This window comes from Mesorhizobium sp. M0848, assembly GCF_040319805.1.
Lineage (GTDB): Bacteria > Pseudomonadota > Alphaproteobacteria > Rhizobiales > Rhizobiaceae > Mesorhizobium.
On sequence record NZ_JAMYOM010000003.1, the window covers coordinates 90,478 to 108,229 of the forward strand.

At 61.6% G+C, this 17,752-nt stretch carries 17 protein-coding genes; 6 read left to right on the forward strand and 11 right to left on the reverse strand.

Translation table 11 applies throughout. From position 1 onward, the window contains the following. Positions 1-105: 105 nt before the first annotated feature. The gene (gene greA / locus NKH95_RS04130) at positions 106-579 is read left to right on the forward strand and encodes a transcription elongation factor GreA (RefSeq protein WP_352441314.1); all 474 of its coding nucleotides are present in this window, start codon (positions 106-108) and stop codon (positions 577-579) included. Here the strand turns inward: greA and NKH95_RS04135 are convergent. The 4 genes from NKH95_RS04135 to NKH95_RS04150 form a co-directional block, all read right to left on the reverse strand. Next, positions 576-962: a type II toxin-antitoxin system death-on-curing family toxin gene (locus NKH95_RS04135; protein ID WP_352441313.1), complete on the reverse strand. Its 387-nt coding sequence runs from the start codon at positions 960-962 to the stop codon at positions 576-578. The two genes, greA and NKH95_RS04135, sit on opposite strands and share 4 nt — an antisense overlap. Then, positions 959-1,189 carry an AbrB/MazE/SpoVT family DNA-binding domain-containing protein gene (locus NKH95_RS04140; RefSeq protein WP_023760503.1) on the reverse strand — a complete coding sequence of 77 codons (231 nt, stop codon included), beginning with the start codon at positions 1,187-1,189 and terminating at the stop codon, positions 959-961. Before NKH95_RS04140 ends, NKH95_RS04135 begins: the two co-directional genes overlap by 4 nt. A 70-nt stretch (positions 1,190-1,259) precedes the next feature. Continuing rightward, the gene (gene scpA, locus NKH95_RS04145) at positions 1,260-3,377 is read right to left on the reverse strand and encodes a methylmalonyl-CoA mutase (protein WP_352441312.1); all 2,118 of its coding nucleotides are present in this window, start codon (positions 3,375-3,377) and stop codon (positions 1,260-1,262) included. Next, entirely contained in the window at positions 3,374-4,816 is a 1,443-nt protein-coding gene (locus NKH95_RS04150; RefSeq protein ID WP_352441311.1) for a methylmalonyl-CoA mutase subunit beta, read from the reverse strand. Before NKH95_RS04150 ends, scpA begins: the two co-directional genes overlap by 4 nt. 347 nt (positions 4,817-5,163) lie before the next feature. Here NKH95_RS04150 and NKH95_RS04155 point away from each other — a divergent pair, with 347 nt between their 5' ends. Then, entirely contained in the window at positions 5,164-6,711 is a 1,548-nt protein-coding gene (locus tag NKH95_RS04155) for a helicase HerA-like C-terminal domain-containing protein (protein WP_023812775.1), read from the forward strand. Positions 6,712-6,853: 142 nt separating this feature from the next. On the opposite strand, the gene NKH95_RS04160 is transcribed toward NKH95_RS04155, so the two are convergent. The 4 genes from NKH95_RS04160 to NKH95_RS04175 all read right to left on the reverse strand — a co-directional run bounded on the left by NKH95_RS04160 (position 6,854) and on the right by NKH95_RS04175 (position 10,924). Continuing rightward, complete coding sequence (locus NKH95_RS04160) at positions 6,854-7,903, reverse strand: class I SAM-dependent methyltransferase (protein ID WP_352891114.1); 1,050 nt, start codon at positions 7,901-7,903, stop codon at positions 6,854-6,856. A 158-nt stretch (positions 7,904-8,061) separates the two neighbouring features. Continuing rightward, entirely contained in the window at positions 8,062-9,144 is a 1,083-nt protein-coding gene (locus NKH95_RS04165; RefSeq protein ID WP_352441365.1) for an alpha/beta fold hydrolase, read from the reverse strand. 121 nt (positions 9,145-9,265) lie between these two features. Continuing rightward, positions 9,266-10,090, reverse strand: a complete 825-nt coding sequence (locus NKH95_RS04170; protein ID WP_023812778.1) for a L,D-transpeptidase — start codon at positions 10,088-10,090, stop codon at positions 9,266-9,268. A 171-nt stretch (positions 10,091-10,261) separates the two neighbouring features. Then, the gene (locus NKH95_RS04175; protein ID WP_023812779.1) at positions 10,262-10,924 is read right to left on the reverse strand and encodes a haloacid dehalogenase type II; all 663 of its coding nucleotides are present in this window, start codon (positions 10,922-10,924) and stop codon (positions 10,262-10,264) included. A 157-nt stretch (positions 10,925-11,081) separates the two neighbouring features. On the opposite strand from NKH95_RS04175, the gene NKH95_RS04180 reads away from it, so the two are divergent. From NKH95_RS04180 to NKH95_RS04195, 4 genes are all read left to right on the forward strand, one after another. Beyond that, on the forward strand, positions 11,082-11,960 hold the full coding sequence (locus tag NKH95_RS04180; RefSeq protein ID WP_023812780.1) for a branched-chain amino acid aminotransferase: 879 nt from the start codon (positions 11,082-11,084) through the stop codon (positions 11,958-11,960). 106 nt (positions 11,961-12,066) lie between these two features. Beyond that, a complete protein-coding gene (locus NKH95_RS04185; protein WP_023812781.1) occupies positions 12,067-12,663 on the forward strand; it encodes a superoxide dismutase in 597 nt (198 codons plus the stop codon). Between the two features lie 326 nt (positions 12,664-12,989). Beyond that, positions 12,990-13,427 (forward strand): c-type cytochrome, encoded by a 438-nt coding sequence (locus NKH95_RS04190; protein ID WP_127292506.1) that lies wholly within the window; start codon positions 12,990-12,992, stop codon positions 13,425-13,427. A gap of 9 nt (positions 13,428-13,436) precedes the next feature. Next, positions 13,437-14,387 carry a cytochrome c gene (locus NKH95_RS04195; RefSeq protein WP_352891115.1) on the forward strand — a complete coding sequence of 317 codons (951 nt, stop codon included), beginning with the start codon at positions 13,437-13,439 and terminating at the stop codon, positions 14,385-14,387. On the opposite strand, the gene NKH95_RS04200 is transcribed toward NKH95_RS04195, so the two are convergent. From NKH95_RS04200 to NKH95_RS04210, 3 genes are all read right to left on the reverse strand, one after another. Then, positions 14,384-14,791 carry an SET domain-containing protein gene (locus NKH95_RS04200; RefSeq protein ID WP_127292511.1) on the reverse strand — a complete coding sequence of 136 codons (408 nt, stop codon included), beginning with the start codon at positions 14,789-14,791 and terminating at the stop codon, positions 14,384-14,386. The genes NKH95_RS04195 and NKH95_RS04200 overlap by 4 nt on opposite strands. 158 nt (positions 14,792-14,949) lie before the next feature. Then, positions 14,950-15,576: a LysE family translocator gene (locus NKH95_RS04205; RefSeq protein ID WP_352891116.1), complete on the reverse strand. Its 627-nt coding sequence runs from the start codon at positions 15,574-15,576 to the stop codon at positions 14,950-14,952. Beyond that, on the reverse strand, positions 15,573-17,696 hold the full coding sequence (locus tag NKH95_RS04210; protein ID WP_352609869.1) for a S9 family peptidase: 2,124 nt from the start codon (positions 17,694-17,696) through the stop codon (positions 15,573-15,575). The genes NKH95_RS04205 and NKH95_RS04210 overlap by 4 nt, the downstream gene beginning before the upstream one ends. Between the last annotated feature and the right edge of the window lie 56 nt (positions 17,697-17,752).

Here is a 17,752-nt window from a genome sequence, read left to right on the forward strand (position 1 = left end):
CGTTCAAGCCTGCTTATCGCAGGAATCGTGCCAGCCGTTCTGTCTCTCCTGCCGAGCGCGCGACAATGGCTTGTCGAGCAGCCTCTGCGGGCCTAAGTTCAGGAAATGAGCAGAGCTTTCACCCGCGAGGAAGACAGCGAAAATGCCATTGCCGGTGTAGGTGAACGGCCAGTCAGCCACCATCGCAATCTGGTGACGGAACGCGGCCTGGCGATGATCGACGAGAATCTTGCCGATCTGCGCGACATACTGGCGAAGGCCGAGCGCAAAGCCGACCGCGAGCGCATCGCGGTCGTGTCGCGCGACCTGCGCTATTGGACCGCCCGGCGTGAAAGCGCCGAACTCTCCGCACCGGAGCCGGGCAGCGACGTGGTGCGCTTCGGCATGGGCGTCACGATCGAAGGCGACGACGGCAGGAAGGTGCACTGGAAAATTGTCGGCGAGGACGAAGCCGATCCGGCCAAGGGTAGCATTTCGCATGTTTCGCCGATGGCCATGGCCCTGTTCGGCAAGAAGGTCGGCGACTTGGCCAGCGTCAACGGCAAGGAATGGGAAATCGTCAAGCTGTCCGAGAGCTAATCCTCGAGCTTGACGACATGGTCGCGGAAGAAAGCCGCGGCTCCAGTTTCATCGATCTCGCCAGCAGCGACCATCAAGACCAGTTGAATGACGTCCTGCTGGTCGGCCTCGACGCTCAATCCGTTGAAATAAAGAAACAGATCGGCCGCTGCAAAGGCAGTACGTTTGTTGCCGTCAACGAACGGATGATTTTTGGCGATGCCGAACAGGTATGCCGCCGCCAGTTCGCAAAGATCCGGATCGCCATAAATCTCTCGCTGCTGTGGACGGGAGAGCGCCGACTCCAGCATGCCTTCATCACGTATGCCTGCCGCCCCGCCGTGCAGGCGCAACTGCTCAGCGTGAAGCGACTCCACGAACTCCCTCAAATGATGCTCGGTCATTTCGCGAGCGCACGGTAGGCAACCTCGTACTTTTTCATCCGCTCGCGTGCGATCTTCATCTTACGCTCGAATTCCTCGGCGCTGTCTTCGGTGCGACGCAAACGAAGCTCTTCACCTTCCTGAACGATGACGATGCTGTCGCCTGCCTTCATGTTCAGACGATCGAGCAACTCCTTGGGCAGGATCACACCCTCGGAATTGCCGATCTTGCGAATGGTCGTGTTCATGACAGATATCCTGTTGCAACGCAGATTATAACTCGACCGGCGAGAAGTTGCAACAGATATTATAACAAGTCTAGGCCAGCAGCCGGTCCAGCAGGCGATCCGCTGCTTCCGGTATGACCGTGCCCGGCGGGAAGATCTCGGCAGCTCCCGCCTGCCGCACCGCGTCGTAGTCCTGCGGCGGGATGACGCCGCCGGCGACGATCAGCATGTCGCCGCGGCCGAGCTTTTTCAGCGCGTCGCGCAGTTCGGGGATCAGCGTCAGATGTCCCGCCGCCAGCGACGAGGCGCCGACGATGTGGACGTCCTGTGCGACCGCCAGCCTGGCGATCTCATCGGGTGTCTGGAACATCGCGCCGACGGTGACGTCGAAGCCGAGATCGGCGAAGGCCGTGGCGATGACCTTCTGGCCACGGTCGTGGCCGTCCTGACCCATCTTGGCGACCAGGATGCGCGGCTTGCCGCCGGTCTTCTTCTCGAAGGCGTCAAGCTTGTCCTGCAGACCCTCGACCACGGGATGATCGCCAAGCGCCTTGCGATAGACGCCCGAAATGGTCTGCACCGTGGCGACGTGGCGCCCAAAGGCTCTTTCCAACGCGAATGAAATCTCACCGACCGTGGCATTGGCGCGCGCGGCTAGGATGGCGAACTCCAGCAGGTTTTCGTTGCCCTGCGCAGCGCGGGTCAGCGCATCGAGCGCGCTTTCGACGGCGGCGACGTCGCGCGTGCCCTTCAGCCGTTGCAGCTTCGACAATTGCCGCGCCCTGACTTCGGCATTGTCGATCTTCAGCACGTCGACCTCGATGTCGGTCTCGGGCCGATGGGCATTGACGCCGACCAGCATCTGCTCGCCGGAATCGATGCGCGCCTGCGTGCGTGCGGCGGCTTCCTCGATGCGCAGCTTGGGTATGCCCTGTTCGGTCGCCGCGGCCATGCCGCCGAGCGCCTCGACCTCCTCGATATGGGCAAGGGCGCGCGCCGCCAGATCATGCGTCAGCCGTTCGAGATAGGCCGAACCGCCCCACGGGTCGATGATGCGCGTGGTGCCGGATTCCTTTTGCAGGATGAGCTGCGTGTTGCGGGCGATCCGCGCCGAATGGTCGGTCGGCAGCGCCATCGCCTCGTCGAAGGAATTGGTGTGCAGCGACTGGGTATGGCCCTGCGTTGCAGCCATCGCCTCGATCATGGTGCGGATGATGTTGTTGTAGGGATCCTGCGCCGTCAGCGACCAGCCAGAAGTCTGGCAATGGGTGCGCAGCGACAGCGAGCGCTCGTCCTTGGGCGAAAAATTCTTCTGCATCAGGGTCGCCCACAACAGGCGCGCAGCCCGCAGCTTGGCGACTTCCATGAAGAAATTCATGCCGATGGCCCAGAAGAAGGACAGGCGAGGCGCAAAGCGGTCGATGTCGAGGCCCGCCGCGACGCCGGCGCGGGCATACTCGATGCCATCGGCGATCGTGTAGGCGAGCTCAAGGTCGGCCGTCGCGCCGGCCTCCTGCATGTGATAGCCGGAGATCGATATCGAATTGAACTTCGGCATGTTCTTCGATGTGTATGAGAAGATGTCCGACACGATCCGCATCGAAGGTTTCGGCGGATAGATGTAGGTGTTGCGGACCATGAATTCCTTCAAAATGTCGTTCTGAATGGTCCCGGCGAGATCCTTCTGCGCAACGCCTTGTTCTTCCGCAGCGACGATGTAAAGCGCCATGATCGGCAGCACCGCGCCGTTCATCGTCATCGATACCGTCATCTCGTCGAGCGGAATGCCGTCGAAGAGCTGCCGCATGTCGAGGATGGAATCGATGGCGACGCCCGCCATGCCGACATCGCCGGCAACGCGCGGATGATCGCTGTCATAGCCGCGATGCGTGGCGAGATCGAAGGCGACCGACAGCCCTTTCTGGCCGGCGGCAAGGTTGCGTCGGTAAAAAGCGTTGGAATCTTCGGCCGTCGAGAAACCGGCATATTGCCGGATCGTCCAGGGCTGCTGGACATACATGGTCGGGTAGGGGCCGCGCACGAAGGGCGGCAGGCCGGGATAGGTGTCGAGATGCGGCAGCCCCTTGAGATCGCTTTGATTGTACAGATGCTTGGCAATGAGCCCTTCCGGCGTGGTCCGCTGGCCTTTGACCTCGACAGGCGTGCGCCGTGGCGGGATCCAGCCGATCTGGCCGAAGTCCGGGATCAAGAGCCGGCTCCGATCGATTGGTCGATGCGGACTGGAAACAGCGGCTCGCAGACGGCAACGCCTTCGGTGAAGGCCGGTCGCCGTTCCGCCGCCAGCGTCTCGACCGGGCGTTCGTCTTTTGATGGATAGAGCGTGGTGCCGATGATGGCCCGTTCACCTGTGCGGTAGGCTGCATTGCGCTGCTCCGCCGCTGCGTGGACGCGCTTCTGGATGTGTCCGTCCTGAAGGCTGGACAGGACACCGCCCTCGGCTTCGATCGTCTGCAATTCCGCCCAGGCCAGCTCGCACAATTCCATGGTCAGCGCCTCGACAGCGCCGGAACCATAGGCGGGATCGGCGACATGATCGATATGGCTTTCATTGGCCATGATCAGCTGCGTGTTGCGGGCAACACGACGTGCAAAACCCGCCGGCAGACCATGCGCGATCGTGTGCGGCAGGATGGAGATCGAATCGGCGCCGCCGCACGCCGCAGCAAAGCATGCAATGGTGGTGCGCAGGATGTTGGTCTCCGGGTCCATCGCCGTCATCATGCGAAACGAGGTCTCGGCATGGATACTGGCCGTGGATGTCGGGATCGAACAAGCCTCCTGCACCCGCGCCCAGAGCCTGCGCAGCGCCCGCATCTTGGCTATCGACAGCAACTGGTCCTGGTCGACGCTGAGTGCAAAACCGATATGAGGTGCGGCATAGACAAGCGGCTGCCGCGCCGTCTCGAACATTCTGAGGTAGGAGACAGCCGAAGCCAGCATGATGCCAAGCTCCTGCGCTTCCGTGGCGCCGGCATTGTGGAACACGCGCCCGTCAGCTTCCAGCAGCACGCCCGGAACGCCCATCGCGAAGAAATGCGCCAGCGACTGCGGCATGGAGGCCTGCAGCGCCTCGATCGACATGCGCAGCCGACCGGTTCCCGCGAAGATCGCCGCTGGATCGATGCCGAAGGAGAGGTTGAGCTTTGCCGGGTCCGACCGCCGCTTGCTCAGGAAAGCGACCAGCCAGTCGGCCACGGCGCGGCTCCAGGGATGGGCGTCGATGCGAACCTGGATGCGGTTGAGCGGTATGCCGTCCAGCACCGCCTCCAACGCCTCCGCCGTTCTCGGCAAGCCGTATCCGAACGCGTTCGGCGCCCCCTCGAAGACCAGCGACAATCCCGTGGCACCCTGTGCCACATCCTCCAGCGCTTGGCTTCTGGCGCGGTTGGTGTCGGGATCGTCGATTCGCTGGCTGACGATCCATGGCGATTTCGGGTTTGCGCGCACGATCGGTTCCGCCGCGGTGCTGCGGTCGTAGAGCGGTTCGATACGGATGTTGTCGTCGCTGTGCGAGACCAGCCTTTCCTCGAAGGAAGCGCCTGCCAAAGCCTTTTCCGCCAAGGCGAGCCATCGCTGGCGCTCGATGTTTTCGGGTTCCACGTCCTGGATCAAGGCTCCGGCGCCCATCCGTCCTCCTCGTTTCATGCGGCCGCACCGGCCGGGAGCGGTCCAGTCTACGGTCCCCGGTCCGATATCGCAATGCAATGCGCTTCCAGAGACCGGATTCGATCCATCAGATATAGGTCAGTCCGCGAGGACGACGATTGCCAAACAGCGGCAAAATCCGCAAGCTCCAAAAACCCGATTTGAAAGAATGGGGTGATTTGGACGAATGGCCCGGATTTGGACGAATGGCCCCGATTTGGACGAATGGCCCCGATTTGGACGAATGGCATTGTCGCTGTCCAATGGCCTCACTATACCTGCGGCAAGGCCACTGGCTTTAGACACATCAGTTTGCGGAGACCGTGCATATGGCTGACGACAGCAGTATTTTCATCGGCGCCAGCCGCAAGCCCGACGACAGCTATCAGCGTGCCGAGCAGCTGTTGCTGCAATATGGGAATCGTCATGGCCTGGTGACGGGCGCCACCGGTACCGGCAAGACAGTCACCTTGCAGATCCTGGCCGAAGGATTTTCCAACGCCGGCGTGCCTGTGTTCTGCGCCGACATCAAGGGGGATCTGTCGGGCATCGCGATGATGGGCACGGCACAGGATTTCCTCGTCAAGCGGGCCGAACAGGTCAAGCTCGATCCTTATGACTTCCAGGAATTCCCCGTCATCTTCTGGGACTTGTTCGGCGAACAGGGTCATCCGATCCGCGCCACGGTCTCGGAAATGGGGCCGTTGTTGCTATCGCGCCTGATGAACCTGACCGAGGCGCAGGAAGGCATCATGAACATCGCCTTCCGCCTGGCTGACGAGGAAGGCCTGCTGCTGCTCGACATGAAGGACCTGCAGGCGCTCTTGGCCAACATCGCCGAGCGTGCCGACGAGATCGGCTCACGCTACGGCAACGTGACGAAGCCATCGGTCGGGGCGATCCAGCGCACGCTGCTCGTCCTGGAGCAGCAGGGCGCGGCGAACTTCTTCGGCGAACCGGCACTGCGTATCGCCGATATCATGCGCACCACCCGCGACGGACGCGGGGCCATCAGCGTGCTTGCCGCCGACAAGCTGATGATGAATCCGCGGCTCTACGCGACCTTCCTGCTATGGCTGATGTCGGAACTGTTCGAGGTGCTGCCGGAAGTCGGCGACCCCGACAAGCCGAAGCTGGTGTTCTTTTTCGACGAGGCGCATCTTCTGTTCGACGAAGCACCCAAGGTGCTGATCGATCGCGTCGAACAAGTGGTCCGACTGATCCGCTCGAAAGGCGTCGGCGTCTATTTCGTCACGCAGAACCCTTTGGATATCCCTGAAAAAGTCCTGGCCCAGCTCGGCAATCGCGTCCAGCACGCGCTGCGCGCCTATACGCCGCGTGAGCAGCAGGCAGTCCGGACGGCAGCCGAGACGTTCCGGCCAAATCCCGATTTTGACTGCATGACCGCCATTACCCAGCTTGCCACAGGCGAAGCGCTGGTCTCGACGCTGGAGGCCAAGGGTGTTCCGTCCATGGTGCAGCGGACGCTTATCCGCCCGCCATCCTCGCGGCTTGGACCCATAACTGCCGCTGAGCGGCAAAAGCTGATCCAGGAAAGCCCGGTCGCCGGCCAGTACGATCAGGCCGTCGACCGCGAATCGGCTTTCGAAATGCTGCAAAAAAAGGCCAAGGACGCGCAGGATGCCGAAGAGCAGGCCCAGCAGGCCGGCAGCGGCGGCTCGCGCTGGACCATTCCGGGCTTCGGCAATGACGATCCCGCGCCGCAATCGGGTGGCAGGCGCACATCTGCACCGCGCCCGTCCAACCGCCAGACGGTGGCCGAGGCGGCGATCAAGTCGGTGGTGCGCTCGGTCGGCTCGTCGGTCGGAAGGGCAATCGTGCGCGGGATATTGGGCAGTCTTTCCAGGGGGCGGTGAGCTTCGGATCTGAGGCAGAGGCATCCGCTTTGGCGAAATGCCCGTGGCTTGAAGCCGCATCGGATAGGCGGCATTGAGCCGGTTTTGGCGGACAGACGTTGGTTGGCCGGTTCGAGGAGGGCCCGAACCGACCTTTTCTGCGTCAGGTCGCTTCGAGCACCATGTTGAGTGGGGTCTGGGCAGCCCGCCGGACACGAGAGAACCCACCCGACCGGATCACTTCCGTCAGCCGGTTCTCTCCTGCTTGAGCTCCGAGCGCGAGGCCCGTCTCCTGTGCCAGTGATGTGGGAACGCAGATCATCGTCGAGGCCGAGTAGTACAGCCGTCCGACCGGATTGATATTTTCCTCCAGAGTATCTCCCGCCATGGGTTCGACGATCATCCAGGTGCCGCCCTCTTTTAGCGATTTGCGAATATGCACCGCCGCGGCCTTTGGGTCGCCCATATCGTGCAGGCAGTCGAAGCAGGTGATCAGATCGAAGCCACGCCCGCCAAAATCTTGCGCCCGGCCGACCTCGAAATTCAGGTTCGTCAGTCCGTACGACCGGGCATGCGCGGTCGCGGCGGCAATCGAGGCCGGATGGAAGTCGTAACCTATGAAGCGGGAGGCGGGGAAGGCCTGCGCCATCAGGATCGTCGACAGACCGTGCCCACACCCAACGTCGGCCACCGATGCCCCTGCCTTCAACGTGGCGACGACACCGTCAAGCGCCGGCAGCCAGTCCTTCACCAGGGCATTGACATAACCCGGCCGAAACAGACGTGACACGGCGCAAAACAGACACCCTGCCTGATCGCCCCAGGCAACGCCTCGCCCGGTCCTGAAAGCCGATTCCACTTTTGGCTGGTTCTCGACCATAGCAGCCGCGGTGTCGAAACCGCCAATCAGATGGACCGGGCTGTCGGATTCGGCAAATACGAATGACTGCTCGGGCGTCAGCGAAAACCGTCCATGTTCATAGTGCACGTAGCCGGACGCCGCCTGCGCCGACAGCCATTCGCGAACGTAGCGACGCGCGCATCCTGCAGCATCGGCAAGTTCGTTGGCCTTCGCAGGGCCGATTTCCTTGAGCGTTTTGTAGAGACCCAGCGCATCTCCGATCCGAACCAACGGCACGCTGACCGCACCACCAAGGTCGCCCAGAACGCGGCCTACCAATTCATTGAGCCTGGTTTCATTGAGTTGCGTCATGTCGGGTTCCTCCTGATCTTCGGACGACGGCTTGTCGCTCCGCCGATTCCGAGGATGAGACCCCCTCTGATGATGGGCATGATGCAGCAGTCCCGTGGGGGAAGTGAAAGCGAATGCAAATAGGGACAGAAGTCCCTTATTTGTGGTCTGCGAGGAACTCAATCGGGCTGGGGCGCTCGCTCTCTGTCGGACAGCGTCATCACGATTGCCTGCGATCGGCTGTGGACGCCGAGCTTGCTGAAAATCATCGACAGTTGATTGCGCACGGTCTTCACGCTCTTGCTCAAGCGCTGCGCGATCGCGCGGTTGTCCAGCCCCTGTTTGACCAGATCCAGAAGCGCCGCCTCGGCAGGTGTCAGGCCGGCCTCTCGGATTGCGCGCGGCTGCCTGGGCCGCTCATGTCCGAGGAAGGCATCGAGTTCATCCTGGAACACCTTCCAGGCTGGCTCGGTCGGCAGGAGAACATGATTCTTGCTTTCAAGCGGCAGGAAGCGCGCTCCAGGGATCGCTGCGGCAAGCTTGCAGCCTTCATCGAACGGCACGCGCATGTCCCCGCGGCTGTGCGCGATCAACGTCGGGACGCGGAGTTTCACCGCGAGGTCGAGGACGTCGATCCCCTGCATCTGCCAGAGCAGGCGGGCGGCTACGTCGGCGCTTGCCGTCACGCGCTCAAGATCGCCCCACCAGCGGTGCTGTTCTTGTGTCCCGTTGGGAATGAAAAGGTTGGTGAAGAACTGGCAGAACGCAGGATTTTCGCGTCCCCAGCCAATGCGCACGAAATTGACGAGTGTTTCGGCTTCCAACCGCTCGGCCTCGGTCTGCGCTCGAACTCTCGCACCCTGGCCGTAGGCATTCAGCAGCACCAGATGCGACACCCGCTCAGGATGCCGCAGCGCATAGGCGATGCTGAGAGCGCCGCCTTGCGAAAGACCGAGCAGAACGAAACTTGGCTGCTCGATGGTCGCCGTCACGGCGTCCAGGTCTGCGTGCCACGCTTCGATCGAGAGGTCGGCGACATGGCGATCCGACAGACCGCAACCGCGTGGATCGTAGCGCACAAACTGGTTGTGGGCCGAAAGGGCCTGGAGCCATGGCCGCCAAACCGGGCTTTCGAGATCATAATCGACATGGCTCAGCCAGTGCGCCGCCCGAACGATCACCTTGCCTTCCCCGCATGATGCGACAGCGATGCGGGTACCGTCCTCGGACGTGCAGAACCGTATGCTCTGGCTGAGTTTCATCACCACAGAATATCGCAGTGGGCCGCCACGCGACAGACCGGTCTCCGCCGATGCAGAATCGGTTCCGTTTCAGAGAGACAATCCGGTGAAGGAGCGTCGTAACCGCCGCCCCTTCGCCTGCTCAGAAGATCGAATTGGTAATCGCCTTGACCGGTCCAAGTAGCACCGAACCGTCCGGCACTCCGGCGTCGATCGGGATCGCCTGTCGGTTGGCCGTCGCCACCATGGGTTGGCTGGCGTCGCTGGTCACGACGACCGGCGTCTTCGAGGGCACGCGATCATAGAGGTCGATAATGTCCTGGTTCATCAGACGCACGCAGCCTGACGATACCGACTTGCCGATCGACCGCCATTCAGGCGAGCCGTGCAGACGATAGAGCGTGTCGACATTGCCCTGGAACAGATAGAGCGCGCGTGCGCCGAGCGGGTTCTTCAGGCCGCCGGGCATGCCGCCATTGTCGGCGCTGTAGGGCTTCAATTCCGGCTGGCGGGCTATCATTTCGTCCGGCGGCGTCCACTTTGGCCATTTCTGCTTCCACTGAACGACGGCGTCGCCGGACCATTCGAAACCGGCGCGGCCAAGGCCGACGCCGTAGCGTATCGCCTGACCGCCTGGACGAACCAGATAAAGGAAGTGGCCGGTGGTATCGACGACTATGGTTCCCGGCTTCTGTCCCGTCGGGTCGGGAACGATCTGACGCAGGAACTGCGGATCGATCTTGTCGACGGGGATGGCCGGCAAATCGAAGCCGCCGTCGCTGACTGCCGCGTACATCGTCACATAATCGGTCAGGGGCGGTTCGACATAGGCTGGCGGCGGCGGCTCGACCGGGCCCGGCCCGGTAGTGGCGCATGCGGAAACCGCGATCGAAGCGGCGCCCAGGGCTGCGGCGTTGAGAAAGCCGCGACGGCTCAGGCGAAAAGATTCGATTTCGGTTATGGACATGGTTGCCTTCTTTAAGTCTCAAATCGCAACAAAGCGTGAATTCGCCGACAGTTCCGCGGGGTGCCTGACAACACCTGGGGCGATAGGCGGTTCCGATTCTGGCCCGAACGTGGGCAAACAAAGGCGAAGCTGTGACCGAGCCGCTACTGTGGCGCCAGAGACACAGGTCTCCTAGCTGCCGGGCACAAGGGCTTCGAGCGACGGCAGGATAAGGGCCGGTGGGAAATCCTGGTATTCTTCGGGCTGGTTGGAACGGTTGATCCACACCGTGCGAAAGCCGAATTTGGTGGCGCCTGCAATGTCCCAGCGGTTGGAGGACTGGAAGGAAACCGCGCCGGGGTAGAGGCGCCAGCCGGTGGCGACCATATCGTAGACAGCCGGATCGGTCTTGAAGCGCCGCACCCTGTCGACGGAATAGATGTCATCCAGAACCTGGTCGAGCGCGGCGGATTTGACCGCTGCCTGCAGCATTTCGGGCGAACCGTTTGACAGAATCGCCAGCCTCGCTCCCGAAGCCTTGAGCGCCTTGAGCACGGCCGGCACTTCCGGATAGCAATCCAGCCGCCAGTAGGCATCCAGCAATATCGCCTTGAGACCGGGGTCGGCCGAGGGAACCTTGCGCAAGGCGAAATCGAGCGCCTGTTCGGTCAGTTGCCAGAAATCGGCATAGGCGCCCATCAGCGTGCGCACCCAGGAATATTCGAGCTGCTTGGCGCGCCAGATCTCGGACAACAATTGGCCGTCCGGCCCGATCCGGTCTGCATGACGGCGCACGGCGGCATGCACGTCGAACAGCGTGCCATAGGCGTCGAAGACATAGGCGGCGTATTGCATGACAACAGTTTTGAGGGCAGGTGCGACAAGGTGCAAGCTTTGATTGCATTGCGCCCCGGCACTGGCCTCAACAAAACTCCATGATGCCGGTTGACGGCGCCCGCCAAAGCATCTTCCAATGGCCGTCACACGAGACCGATTGAGGCGGGACGACACGATGACACTGGCGGCTGCGGCGCAATCCGCGACATGGACTTTCGTCGATGGTGATTGGCACGAGGGCAACGTCGCCATTCTGGGGCCGCGCAGCCACGCCATGTGGCTCGGCACTAGCGTGTTCGACGGTGGCCGCTGGTTCGAAGGCGTGGCGCCGGATCTCGACCTCCATGCCGCCAGGGTGAATTCCTCGGCGATCGCGCTCGGCCTGAAGCCGAACATGAGCGCCGACAAGATCGTCGGGCTGACATGGGATGGGTTGAAGAAGTTCGACGGCAAGACGGCGGTCTATATCAGGCCGATGTACTGGGCCGAGCATGGCGGCTATATGGGCGTGCCGGCCGATCCCGCCTCGACCCGCTTCTGCCTTTGCCTCTATGAATCACCGATGATTCCGGCGACCGGCTTTTCGGTGACCGTGTCGCCGTTCCGGCGTCCGACCATCGAAACCATGCCGACCAACGCCAAGGCCGGCTGCCTTTACCCCAACAACGGTCGTGCCATTCTCGAAGCCAAGATGCGCGGCTTCGACAACGCAATGGTGCTCGACATGCTGGGCAACGTCGCCGAGACCGGAACCTCGAACATCTTCCTGGTCAAGGACGGTCACGTCTTTACGCCTGCGCCGAACGGCACCTTCCTGTCCGGCATCACCCGCTCGCGCACGATAACGCTGCTCGGCGAATATGGCTTCAGGACCACGGAAAAGACGCTGTCGGTGCGAGATTTCCTCGAAGCGGACGAAATTTTTTCGACCGGGAACCATTCCAAGGTGGTGCCGGTCACGCGTATCGAGGATCGCAATCTGCAACCCGGGCCGGTGGCCAAAAAGGCGCGCGAACTCTATTGGGCTTGGGCGCATTCGACTTCCCCTGCTTGAGCGGATAAAAAGGCGACCGACGCTTCATCCGGAGTTGTCCCAATCCATTCCAGACCTATCTTACTCCGGTATCGACACCGGATTTTTCCACGAGGGAGTACTATCCATGGCCTTTGAATTGCCCGCTCTGCCTTACGACTATGAGGCCTTGCAGCCTTACATGTCGAAAGAGACGCTGGAATATCACCACGACAAGCACCACAAGGCGTATGTCGATAACGGAAACAAGCTCGCCGCCGAGGCCGGCTTGGGTGATCTGTCGGTCGAAGAGGTGGTCAAGCAGTCGTTCGGCAAGAATGCCGGCCTCTTCAACAATGCTGCCCAGCACTACAACCATATCCATTTCTGGAAGTGGATGAAGAAAGGCGGCGGCGGCAACAAGCTGCCGGGCGCCTTGCAGAAGGCAGTCGATAGCGATCTTGGTGGCTATGACAAGTTCAAGGCCGACTTCATTGCCGCCGGCACGACTCAGTTCGGTTCCGGCTGGGCCTGGGTCTCGGTCAAGGATGGCAAGCTGGCGATCTCGAAGACGCCGAACGGCGAGAACCCGCTCGTTCATGGCGCGTCGCCGATCCTTGGCGTCGATGTCTGGGAGCACTCCTATTACATCGACTATCGCAACGCCCGGCCGAAATATCTCGAGGCGTTCGTCGATAGCCTGATCAACTGGGACCATGTCCTCGAATTGTACGAAAAGGCCTGATGCATGTTGCCCAAAAGTGCGCAGCGGTTTTGGGATAACGACATGCACGAAAACAAAGACTCAAACCGCGTCGTTCGAGTCCGCTTGAACACAGCGCGTTTGATGTCCTGATCGATCGTAGAGAAGCCCCGCGCGATGAACTGCTCCCCCGAAGGTTGATGCCCAACTTTCGGGGGGCAGTTCATCGAGCGGGGCTTTTCTTTTTCTGCGTCGAGATTCCCGTAACAACAAAGGTCTGGCAAAAATCATCAGGGGGAAGGGAATTTTCCCCCTGATGCATCCGTTAACGTCCTGTCCCGAAATGCCTTCATCATGGAGCCAATTGAATGAGAAAGCTTGTTATCGCCATCTCTATGCTCGCACTCGCGGCCTCGGCGGCTTTTGCCGACCCGATCCTCGATCGGCAGGCACTGATGAAGGAACGCGGAAAGATCGTCGGTGGCCTGTCGAAAGTGGTCAAGGGCGAGGAACCCTTTGATGCGGCGGCTGTGTTGACGCAACTTCAGGCGCTGCAGGCGAATGCCGACAAATTCGATGCCGATGCGCTGTTCCCGGCCGGCAGCGACACCGGCGACACCACGGCCTCGCCGAAGATCTGGGAAGACATGGCTGGCTTCAACGCAGCCGAGGACAAATATCTCGCCGACGTCAAGGCCGCGGTCGCTGCGGCTCCCGCCGATGCCGACGCGCTGAAGGCGCAAGTCGGCGCTATCGGCTCGGATTGCGGCACCTGCCATCAAGGCTACAGAATCAAGAAGGGCTGATCACCAGCCATGGCGTGGCTGAAAAAACTTGTCGGCGCCGTCGTCATTCTGGGCGGCGTCGGCGCGGTTGCCGGGTGGGTCCTGTCGGCGCCGGTGAGGCTCGACAGGGAAACTCTGGCCAAGCTCGGTCCTGGCGACGCTGCCAAGGGCAAGCGCATCTTTTATGCCGGCGGTTGCACATCCTGCCATGCAAAGCCGGGCTCACAGGGCGACACGCGGCTTCAGCTCGTTGGGGGCCTCGAACTCAAGACGCCCTTCGGAACCTTCGTGCCGCCCAACATTTCGCAAGATCCCAAGGACGGCATCGGCGCATGGTCTGTCGAGGACCTCGCCAATGCCATGCTGAAGGGCGTGTCGCCTTCTGGTGAGCATTTTTATCCAGCGTTTCCCTATGCATCCTACGCGCGCATGAATCCGGCCGACATTGGCGATCTCTATGCCTTCTTGAAGACGTTGCCGGCCGTCGCCGGCAAGGCGCCGGGCAATTCGCTCGGTTTTCCCTTCAATATCCGCCACGGCATCGGCCTGTGGAAATTGCTCTACCTCAGCGACCAGCCGGTTGTTGCCTTCCCCCAGGGCACGCCTGATCCGGTGATATCAGGCCGCTATCTGGTCGAGGGGCCAGGCCATTGCGGCGAATGCCACACGCCGCGCGATCTTGCGGGCGGCACGAAGAAGAACGAATGGCTGGCCGGCGCCGTGGCCGCGGAAGGCAATGGCGTCGTGCCGAACATCACATCAGGCGAGGGCGGTCTCGCCGAATGGTCGGAGGCCGATATCGCCAACTATCTCGAAACCGGCTTCACGCCCGATTTCGATTCGGTCGGCGGCGCCATGGTCGACGTCCAGCGGAACATGGCCGAACTGACGCCGCAGGACCGTGCGGCCATCGCCGCCTATCTCAAGGCGATCCCAGCGCAGCCAAACGGCTATCCGGCTCGCAAGAAGACGGCGAACTAGACCGAGTCTGCGGATGACAGGTGGCGGTCACCGAGAAAATCGAAGCCCGTTTCGAAGAAATGGTTGTAGTTGCATGTCAGCTCTTCGCCAGGCGCGATGTCGCGTAGCGCAAAGCTCTCCTCGGGTGAGGAGACGTCGCAGTTCGGCTCGTCGGCATGGTTCATATAGCGCGCGTCGTCGGCTTCGAAGACGATGTAGTTCGGATCGCGGCGGTCGGGATAGGAGTAGCGATCGAGATAGCTCTTCACCGGGCCGGCCGCGCGCTCATAAGTCTCGACCTTGATGAGCCGATCGAACCTTGGGTCCAGCTTCCAGATCAGAGTACCGCGAGGAATGTGGTTCTTGGCAAAGACGCCGATTCCCTGGATGGACGATTTGTCGAGATAGACGTCGACGAGCAGCATAATGGACCTTTACGCGATTGGAGGTTGTCAGGCCGGGAAAAGCCGCGCACTGGGTAGCGCGCGGTCATCGCAATTGCGAGTGAAAATGAGCAACGGGAACTTCAAAAAGTCCTGATCACCCAGCCCTCCGGAAAGGGCGCGTCGATCATCGTCTGGAGTCAGCGTTGCTGCAGCGCCAGACGGACGCCCAAAGCGCAGTAGATGCCGCCGACAACTTTGCCCTGCCATCGTAACACTGACGGATTTCGGCGCAGGAACGTGCCGAGCCGGCCAGCGCTCACGGCAAAGACGACCGTGCTGAAAAGGCCCAGTGCGACGAAGATGGCCCCCAACACGGTCATCTGAAGCATCACCGTCCCGTTTTCAGGCCGCACGAACTGAGGCAGGAAGGCGAGGAAAAACAGAGCGGTCTTGGGGTTGAGCACTTCGGTCAGGACAGCCTGTCGAAACGCCTTGCCGGCAGAGATCGCAAGCGCGCCGGCAGCCGGATTGGCCGGTGTTTTCTCCATGATCGCGCGAATGCCGAGATAGATCAGGTAGGCCGCGCCGATGTACTTTATGACGCTGAACAGCGTCGCCGACGCGGCGATGACCGCCGATATGCCGATCATCGCCATGACGGTGTGAAAGACATCGCCGGCAGCGATCCCGGCGCCCGTCGCGATGCCGACCTTGGTTCCGGAACTCGTTGCCCGGGCGATCGTCAGCAGGGTGGCGGGGCCTGGAATGAAGACGAAGCCGAGCACAACCGCGATGTAGGCGATCAGGGTGGTGAGGTCGATCATTTGTTGGTTGCTCCCGTAGGCTGCGCCTTGCCCATCACTTTCAGCGCGAAGGAATAGGTGTAGGCGATCTCTTCCAGCCGCGAAAACCGGCCGGAAGCGCCGGCATGGCCGGAATCCATGTTGATCTTGAACAGAACCGGATTGTCCCCGCTCTTGCGGTCGCGCAGCCGGGCCACCCATTTGGCCGGTTCCCAATAGGTGACGCGCGGATCGGTGAGACCGGCGAGCGCCAGGATCGGCGGATAGTCGTGATCAGCGACATTGTCATAGGGCGAGTAGGCGGCAATGGTCCGGTAGTCGTCGGCGGACGCGATCGGATTGCCCCATTCGGGCCATTCCGGCGGCGTCAGCGGCAGGGTCGCATCGAGCATGGTGGTGAGGACATCGACGAAGGGAACCTCGGCGACAATGCCGCCAAAACAATCCGGCGCCATGTTGGCGACGGCACCCATCAGCATGCCGCCGGCCGAACCGCCCTGCGCGACGATACGGTCATGCGCCGTGTAACGCTCCGTGACCAGATGGCGCGCGACGGCGATGAAATCGGTGAACGTGTTCATCTTGTTCTCCCGCTTGCCCTCATCGTACCAGCCATAGCCCTTGTCCTTGCCGCCGCGAACGTGAGCGATGGCGAAGACGAAGCCACGGTCGACCAGCGAGAACCAGTTGGTGTTGAAGGCGGCCGGCACGGTGATGCCATAGGAGCCGTAGCCATAAAGCAGGCAAGGTGCGGATCCATCCAGCGGCGTGTCGCGATGATGCAAAAGCGAGATCGGCACCAGTTCGCCGTCGCTGGCCGGCGCCATCAGGCGCCGCGTGACATAGTGGTCCGCATCATGGCCGGACGGCACTTCCTGGGTCTTCAGCAGCACCCGCTCGCGGGTGCGCATATTGTAGTCGAACACCTGCGCCGGCGTCGTCATCGACGAGTAGGAAAAGCGCATGATCTCGGTGTCGTACTCATAAGAACCCGACAGTCCGAGCGAGAAGGCCTCCTCGTCGAGGGACAGAAGATGCTCCTCGCCGCTGATCCGGTCGCGCACGACGATGCGCGGCAGGCCTTCCTTGCGTTCGAGCCGGACCATGTGGTCCCTGAAGCCGATCACCGACAGGATCAGCCGACCGGGCTCATGCGGCACCAGTTCCTGCCAGTTGGCGCGCACGGGATCGCCCGCCGGTGCCGTCATGATCTTGAAGTCCTTGGCGCCGTCGGCATTGGTCAGGATGAAGAAGATATCGCCGCCTTCTTCCAACTCGTACTGAAGGCCAATCTCGCGCGGCGACACCAGTTTCGGCTCGGCAAACGGATCGTCGGCGCGCATCAGGCGGTATTCCGAGGTCTCGTGATCGTTGATGCCGATCATGATCCACTCGTTGTTGCGGGTGCCGTCGACATTCATGAAGAAGCCGGGATCGGTTTCCTCATAGATCAGCCGGTCGCTTTGCGGGCTGTCGCCAAGCGCATGGAACAGCACCTTCGACGGGCGGTGGTTGGGATCGAGACGTGTATAGAAGAAGCCGTCATTGCCAGCGTTCCAGACACCTGAACCGCCGGTGTCGGGGATCTGGTCCGCAAGCTCCCTGCCGTCGGCAAGGTCACGCACGCGAAGCGTGTAGAATTCGGAGCCCTTGTCGTCGAATGCCCAAAGCAGCCTTGCGTGGTCGGCCGAATGGTCGACGCCGCCAAGACGGAAATAGGCCTTGCCCGCGGCCTCCGCGTCGCCATCGAGCAGGATATGCTCGGCGCCGCCGTCGCGTGGCATGCGGAAATAGCGCGGCTGCTCGCCACCAAGCTTGAAGGACGAGCCATAGGCATAGGGTCCGTCCTTCATCGGCACGGAAGAATCGTCTTCCTTGATACGGCCCTTCATCTCCTTGAAAAGCTGCTTCTGCAGTTCGGCCGTGTCGGCCATCAGCTTCGACTGGTACGCGTTCTCCGCCTCGAGTTCTGCGCGGATTCCCGCATCGAGCAATGACGGGTCGCGGAACATCTCCTGCCAGTTGCCGGCCCGCAGCCAGGCATAGTCGTCGGTTCGCGTGATGCCGTGATGCGTGTCGGAAACCGGCCGCTTCTCGGGCGTAGGCGGGCTGACGATCGGAAATATGGATGTCTTGGTCATTGCGTCTCGCTTTGCCAGTATCTTGAATGGGCCAGTATCTTGAATAGGCCAGTATC

Excerpts from the sequence above, each read along its gene's own strand:
- NKH95_RS04200 (WP_127292511.1), bottom strand. The coding sequence starts at position 14,791 with ATGCTGCTCGTCGACGTCTATCTCGACAAATCGTCCATCCAGGGAATC.
- NKH95_RS04170 (WP_023812778.1), bottom strand. The coding sequence starts at position 10,090 with ATGTCCATAACCGAAATCGAATCTTTTCGCCTGAGCCGTCGCGGCTTT.
- NKH95_RS04160 (WP_352891114.1), bottom strand. The coding sequence starts at position 7,903 with ATGACGCAACTCAATGAAACCAGGCTCAATGAATTGGTAGGCCGCGTT.
- NKH95_RS04140 (WP_023760503.1), bottom strand. The coding sequence starts at position 1,189 with ATGAACACGACCATTCGCAAGATCGGCAATTCCGAGGGTGTGATCCTG.
- NKH95_RS04165 (WP_352441365.1), bottom strand. The coding sequence starts at position 9,144 with ATGAAACTCAGCCAGAGCATACGGTTCTGCACGTCCGAGGACGGTACC.
- NKH95_RS04205 (WP_352891116.1), bottom strand. The coding sequence starts at position 15,576 with ATGATCGACCTCACCACCCTGATCGCCTACATCGCGGTTGTGCTCGGC.
- NKH95_RS04185 (WP_023812781.1), top strand. The coding sequence starts at position 12,067 with ATGGCCTTTGAATTGCCCGCTCTGCCTTACGACTATGAGGCCTTGCAG.
- NKH95_RS04175 (WP_023812779.1), bottom strand. The coding sequence starts at position 10,924 with ATGCAATACGCCGCCTATGTCTTCGACGCCTATGGCACGCTGTTCGAC.
- NKH95_RS04150 (WP_352441311.1), bottom strand. The coding sequence starts at position 4,816 with ATGGGCGCCGGAGCCTTGATCCAGGACGTGGAACCCGAAAACATCGAG.
- greA (WP_352441314.1), top strand. The coding sequence starts at position 106 with ATGAGCAGAGCTTTCACCCGCGAGGAAGACAGCGAAAATGCCATTGCC.
- NKH95_RS04195 (WP_352891115.1), top strand. The coding sequence starts at position 13,437 with ATGGCGTGGCTGAAAAAACTTGTCGGCGCCGTCGTCATTCTGGGCGGC.
- NKH95_RS04155 (WP_023812775.1), top strand. The coding sequence starts at position 5,164 with ATGGCTGACGACAGCAGTATTTTCATCGGCGCCAGCCGCAAGCCCGAC.
- NKH95_RS04190 (WP_127292506.1), top strand. The coding sequence starts at position 12,990 with ATGAGAAAGCTTGTTATCGCCATCTCTATGCTCGCACTCGCGGCCTCG.
- NKH95_RS04180 (WP_023812780.1), top strand. The coding sequence starts at position 11,082 with ATGACACTGGCGGCTGCGGCGCAATCCGCGACATGGACTTTCGTCGAT.
- NKH95_RS04210 (WP_352609869.1), bottom strand. The coding sequence starts at position 17,696 with ATGACCAAGACATCCATATTTCCGATCGTCAGCCCGCCTACGCCCGAG.
- NKH95_RS04135 (WP_352441313.1), bottom strand. The coding sequence starts at position 962 with ATGACCGAGCATCATTTGAGGGAGTTCGTGGAGTCGCTTCACGCTGAG.